Annotated in this window: 5 protein-coding genes; 2 read left to right on the top strand and 3 right to left on the bottom strand. The window is 54.5% G+C overall.

What is annotated here, in order from left to right:
* Positions 1 to 2,038, bottom strand: a 2,038-nt coding sequence (locus J3U88_RS33745; protein WP_207863632.1) for an RHS repeat protein, incomplete at its 3' end; no start/stop codon positions are given.
* A 217-nt stretch (positions 2,039 to 2,255) separates the two neighbouring features.
* On the opposite strand from J3U88_RS33745, the gene J3U88_RS33750 reads away from it, so the two are divergent.
* A complete protein-coding gene (locus J3U88_RS33750) occupies positions 2,256 to 2,993 on the top strand; it encodes a helix-turn-helix domain-containing protein (protein WP_207863633.1) in 738 nt (245 codons plus the stop codon).
* Positions 2,965 to 3,330 carry an integrase core domain-containing protein gene (locus tag J3U88_RS33755; RefSeq protein ID WP_207863634.1) on the top strand — a complete coding sequence of 122 codons (366 nt, stop codon included), beginning with the start codon at positions 2,965 to 2,967 and terminating at the stop codon, positions 3,328 to 3,330. The genes J3U88_RS33750 and J3U88_RS33755 overlap by 29 nt, the downstream gene beginning before the upstream one ends.
* A 179-nt stretch (positions 3,331 to 3,509) precedes the next feature.
* Here the strand turns inward: J3U88_RS33755 and J3U88_RS33760 are convergent, their stop codons facing one another.
* Both J3U88_RS33760 and J3U88_RS33765 read right to left on the bottom strand, forming a co-directional pair.
* Complete coding sequence (locus J3U88_RS33760) at positions 3,510 to 3,980, bottom strand: hypothetical protein (RefSeq protein ID WP_207863635.1); 471 nt, start codon at positions 3,978 to 3,980, stop codon at positions 3,510 to 3,512.
* A gap of 4 nt (positions 3,981 to 3,984) precedes the next feature.
* Positions 3,985 to 5,616 (bottom strand): RHS repeat domain-containing protein (locus tag J3U88_RS33765; RefSeq protein ID WP_207863636.1); only part of this gene is annotated, 1,632 nt, incomplete at its 5' end.

Raw genomic sequence — 5,616 nt, forward strand, 5'->3', positions numbered from 1 at the left:
GGTAGGCATAGGTTTCCACCAGCGCGGGAGCCCCAGCGGAGGCGGATTCTCGGGTTAGCCGCACCAGGCGACCGTGGCTGTCGTATGTCGGTGTGATGGTTTCGCTTGCGACGGCGTCGCGTTTGGTCGCGGGGACGTTGCCGCTGGGCGCGGTGCTGGTGATTTGGGTGATGCGCCCGTTCGCCCAGGTGGTAGCCAGGGCTTGGTGGCTTCCGCCCTCGAACACACCGGTTAAGCGGCCGTCCGCGTCGTAACTGAACCTTTTGGCCGCCAGGCCGGGGTAAGCGATGGATTCTTGCAGGCCGCGCGCGTTGATCTCGATGGTGACGTCGTTGGGGAAGGTGAGGATGTTGGAAGCACCCTCCTCGAAAAGGTTGAAGGTTCCCGCCGCGGTGGTCACGGTTTTGGGCGCGCCCCAGGCGTTGAAGCTCACCGTGGAAGAGGCCTGGTGGGGTCGCTGGTGGCGGATTAAATCGCCGAATGCGTTGTAGTGGTAACTCTCGGGTAGCCGGCCGGGCGCCTCCACCGTGACGCAGCTTGGGTTGCCGTTGGCGTGGTAGCTGACGGCGATTTCCTGCTCCAGTTGGCCGCCCTGCTTCAGGGTGATGATTTTGGGCCGGCTATGCCCGCTGTCGTAGCTATAAGCGACCTCGGCGCCGTTCTCGCCGCGGACGCCGGTTAGGTTCCAACCGTCGTAATTGTATTCGAGCGTGTCCCTTGGGGTGACCAGGTACTTGACGCGTTGCTCGGCGTCTCGGAAGACCTGGAGTGTGTTGACTTCCGCGCCTGCCGTGTCGATCACACCGGCGCCATAGAGGTTGCCGTGTTGATCGAAGGCGGAAGCGGCGGTGGTGCCGTCCGGCGCCTTGACCTTGACGACCTTGTTGGCGTGTTCCCAGGTTACCTCGCTGGTTTCACCCGAAAAGGTGGTGATGTCTTTGAGCAGGTAGGTGCCGCTGTCGTGGTTGACGGTCGCCTTGTGCTCGCCGCGGGTGACGGTGGTTTCGCCAAGGCGGTCGATCTCCTGTTGCACCAACACCTCGTCGCCGAGCCACGAACGATGGGTTTGTCGGGCCGTGCTTAGCGCTTCGCCCGACGATTCGAGCAACGGGCCGCCGGCCCGGTTGGCCTGTTGGGTTGCCACGCTGTCCAACAAGCCGCTGATACCTTGGTACTGGTAGGACAAGGTGAGATCGCGGGACGAGGTGGTTTGCGAAACCCGTCCCCGCGTGTCGTATTGGGCGCTCCAGCCGAGGTCGGCCCGAGCGGCACCGGTGAGCTGGGTCGCACCATTGTAGGTGAGGTCCAAGGTGCGGCCGTCGGCGCCGGTCCAGCGCGCGTAACGGCCGTGGCCCTGGTCGGGCAGACTCCCGGTCAGCGAGCGATTCCCGCTTTTGATGCTTGCGACCTGGCCCAAGCCGTCGATTTCGATTTCCCGTTGAATGCCGCTGGTCTCATTGTGAACCATCCGCACTAGCCGGTTATCCTTGATCGTCGTGGTGATGGTGGTGTTGATGGTTTTGGTGGTCTCGGGCACGATGTTGGGTCGCCCCTCGCTGCGCTTGTTGATGGTTGCTTCGAAAGGCAGCTGATTCAAGTGTTCGGTCAGCTTGCTGTCCAGCCAGGTGTTGCCAACCGCGTTTGATTCCAGGGCGCGCGCGTTCCAATGGTCGGTGAAGGCGACCTTGCCCTGCCCGTATTCCCACGAGAAAAGTGCTTCCTGGTTTTTGGTTGAGGCCGCCGCGCCGCTTGTTTCTTTGACGACGCTCAAGGGGTTGCCGAAGGCGTCGGTTCTGTGACGGACGGCGCCAATCCCGGCCAAACGCGTGACGGCGGCCCGGCCAAGTGCATCGATTTTCAACGGGACGGTTTCCGGTTGGCCCTCGCACGGTGTGATGGTGAGCCCGTCCACCAAAACCCCGGTGCCGGGGGTGACAGTGTACGTGAAGGTGGCGGTGGGCGTGGCGCGGGTGGTGACGACCTCGGTATCGCCGTGGTAGGCAAGCGTGGTTTTGTCGTTCTCGTTCGCGGCGTCCACGACCTCGGTCAGGCGCCCGTGATCGTCATGCGTTGCGTAAGACTGCCCCCCAATCCCTGCTTGCCGTCCGGCTTAAAGGTCGCCCTGTTCCGGTAAACGGCGGGGTGTTGCAGTGGTGCAACACCCCGCATGGGGTTTGGGATTTTGCCTGTTTTCTGTATTTGGTTGTCAATCAACGAAAGAACATGCAACTTGGATGGTTACGAAAGGAGGATCGATGTCCTGGCTGAACGTGCTGTGGTTGGTCCTGTTTCTTGGGAAGGTGGAAACGCGGCAAAAGGCCGTGCTCGACTTTCTTTTGTGTCTGATTCAGGTTCAGCGGGAAACGATTCGTTCATTAAATATTGGTAGGGATAAACGTCTGACCGACTGGCAGCGGCGCCGGCTTGCGATCCTGGCAAGGGCGGTTCCCAATGATTTTTTGCAAAACATCGCGGCGCTGAGTTACAGCCCGGACACGTTTTTGCGTTGGTATCGAAGGTTGGTTCATCAAAAATATAGGCCCGAACCGCGTCGGCGGCAAGGACGGCCGGCAATTTCTCCCGAGACGGTTGCCTTGGTGGGGCGTTTGGCCGAAGACAACCCGAGTTGGGGTTACCGACGGATTGTCGGGGCGCTGAAGCATCTCGGGGTAACGCTTTCAAAAAACACCGTCGCTCGGATTCTTGAAGACGCGGGTTTGAGCCCGGCCCCGAAACGCACGCGCTCCTGGCGTTGTTTCTTGGAGCAGCAGTGGTCGAGCATGGTCGCCGCCGATTTCTTTACGGTGGAACTGACACGTGGTTGGGGGGATTCAGCGGGTGCATGTTTTGGTCATGATGCACTTGGCAACGCGAAGAATCCACATTGCCGGCATTGTGAACGAGCCGACGCAGGCATGGCTGGTTCAAATCGCACGCAACGAAACGGACGAGGAACATGGCTTCTTGAAAGAGGGCTCGTTTTTGATTCATGATCGAGCGGCGGTTTTCGGCGAAAAGTTTAAGACCACCTTGGCGGCGTCTGATGTGACGGCGGTCAAATTGCCGGCCCGCTCGCCGAACTTGAACGCACATGTGGAGCCTGTGATTCGGAGCATTCGTGAAGAATGTTTGGATCGATTCGTGATTTTCTCGAAAGGACAACTTGAATACCTATTGCGTGAATATGTGGCGCACTACCATGAAGAGCGTCCCCATCAAGGCCTTGGAAACCAGTTGATCTCCGACAAGCAGGGGAAGTCAGAGGGAAGAATCCGGCGACGAACCCGTTTGGGCGGCTTGCTCAGTTTCTATGATCGCGTTTCAGGTTAGGAAAAGGGTGGATTCAAAGCGAAATCCAAGGCCAAAGTACGCCCAAATGAAGCCTTTGCATCAAAAAAAATACCTCTCTCGGACAGAGTTTTTGGCGAATATCCAGAAAACGGAAGGTCGGTTCTTGTTGCACTGCTTGAGTTTCGAGGGAATTGGGCGACGTGTTTATTTTTGGGACACTACGGCTCACAACAACTTAATGTCGTAACGCCCTCAAACTCCTCAGTAAACAAAGTAAAAGCTGAGTTTAATTTTTCAATATCTTTCTTGTGTGGATAATCGTCTTCGAAGTTATACCTGTAATTCAACAAAGATGGAAAGATGAAAGTAATTGTACTACTTTCTGTTATGATTGTTATTTTTCTTTGCGACGGGACGGAGTGAAACTTCTTTTCCGACAAATAAGTCAGATCTTCAATGATTCCAAAATGGCGCTCAGATAATAAGAGACATCTTGGGGGTACTTTGTTTAAAAGATCATAGACACAAAAGAAATTTGACTCTTTATTCGAGAGTAGCAAATTAGTTTCATGGCCGAAGCCTGTATCGCTTTCTTCAGAAAAGCGAATAGATTGAAATCGAAAATCTCCACGCCCCTTTTGACAAGCACAATTAAACAAGGCAAGTAAAATCACAACCGAAACTCTCATAAAATCACCCACCTTTGGGGAAGATTACCTTCAACCAAAACTCAAGATTTGTACTTCGATCTTTAAAGGGAAGGTAGTACTCTGTTTCTGAAACCTTTATTGGCTCATAGCTTTCTCTTGTCGGCAAATCAAGCTCTAACCTTGCAAAGTTCACAAGCATGACGACAAAACCTACATCATCTATGTAATATTCTCTAGTAATTGGACCAAACGGCCCCTCTATTGCGTAAATGTTGACATGGTCAGATATTCCAAGATACTGGTGACCTAACTCATGAAAGAAAATGAGGCCTAGCCCGAAGGATTTCTTTGAAGCTTTGAGAAACTCCTCAGTTGGAAAGGCTGAGATATCGTCTATTTGGCCTTTTGGGACAACAACAAAGTTCTCCGTTTGGAATTTTATGAGGTCAAAGTTAAGAAATATTTTTTCGTAACTCCTACTTTTAATAGGAATTGTCGCAGAGCCAGACCTTCTCTCAAATCCAACCAGGTCAGAACTGTCGATAACCCGATGCTCTTTATCCTTGTTTATGATATTCAAGAACCAAGCAAGGAAGGTAGGTGAATTATTAGTTTTCCGATATTCAGTTCCGATATTGACATTGATGTCTCCTTTTTCGTTAACCCAAAGAGTATTGTCCGCTTTCGATTCGTGTACGTTTGAAGATGTTTTTGAGAAAAATTGATGAACGCTTGATGTGTCAAGTGTTACTCCAATGAGTTCACTTATTGCTGCTAGAAGAGCTAATGCCTTTGCTTTGTCCTTAATTCCCGCAATATTTATCTTTAGTCCGCTCGGATCCCAGAACATCATTGGGTTGCCGGCAGCGTACGCATATGGCTCGGTGAAGGTTGTGGGATCGTAAATATCTGGTGCGCGGAAGTCGGGGTTTAGGAAGTGGCCTAGTCGCGGGTCGTAGTAGCGGTGGTGCATGTAGATTAGACCCGTTTCCGTGTCGCGTTGGTGGCCGCTTAGGCCGAGGAAGGGCTTGGTGAAAATGCTGAAAGTGGGGCGTTCGTAGCCGCTGCCTAGGTTGTAATCGGTGGTGGTTTGGGTTTGGGGGTTGGTTCCGGGCATGAGGTCTTTGGCCTTGAAATTTCCCCACCAATCTTCGCCGTGGGGGCTGCAGGGGGTGTAGAACACCTTGCCGTCGCTCAGGCGTTTGTACGCGAAGGGCGTGCCTAGGTGGTCGTTGAATAGATAATAGCTCTTTTCTCGGTCCTTGAGGTCCTCGATGAAGGCTGGGCCCATTGGCCCGTGGCCGACCGCGTGGGTCCAATCCACGCCTCCTTGGCGTTTGATGCCGATGGCGACGACTTTTGAGCCGTGGTACGCGAAGATCATGGGTTCAAGCCGGTTTGCCGTGGTGGCGCGGATGCGGCGGCCTTGGCTGTCGTATTCGTAGGTGAACAGTTGGTTGCCCTGGCGTAGGGCGCGCAGGCGCCGTTCGCCGTCCCATGCGAAGGATTGTTGGTCGCCCTCGCCGCCGGTGATCTGGTCTAAGTTGCCGTTTTCCGGGATGTAGGCCATGGTTTTGGTTTGGCCGATGTTGTCCGCGTGGGTTTGGCCCACCACCTGGGCGTCCCATTCGGTTTGGCTGTTGATGCGGGGGCCTTCCTGGTGGGTGGCGACGCG

This window comes from Acanthopleuribacter pedis, assembly GCF_017377855.1.
Classification (GTDB): Bacteria; Acidobacteriota; Holophagae; order Acanthopleuribacterales; family Acanthopleuribacteraceae; genus Acanthopleuribacter; species Acanthopleuribacter pedis.

Bases quoted from the DNA above. Each gene is read 5' to 3' on its own strand.
- J3U88_RS33750 (WP_207863633.1), top strand. From the start codon at position 2,256: ATGTCCTGGCTGAACGTGCTGTGGTTGGTCCTGTTTCTTGGGAAGGTG.
- J3U88_RS33760 (WP_207863635.1), bottom strand. From the start codon at position 3,980: ATGAGAGTTTCGGTTGTGATTTTACTTGCCTTGTTTAATTGTGCTTGT.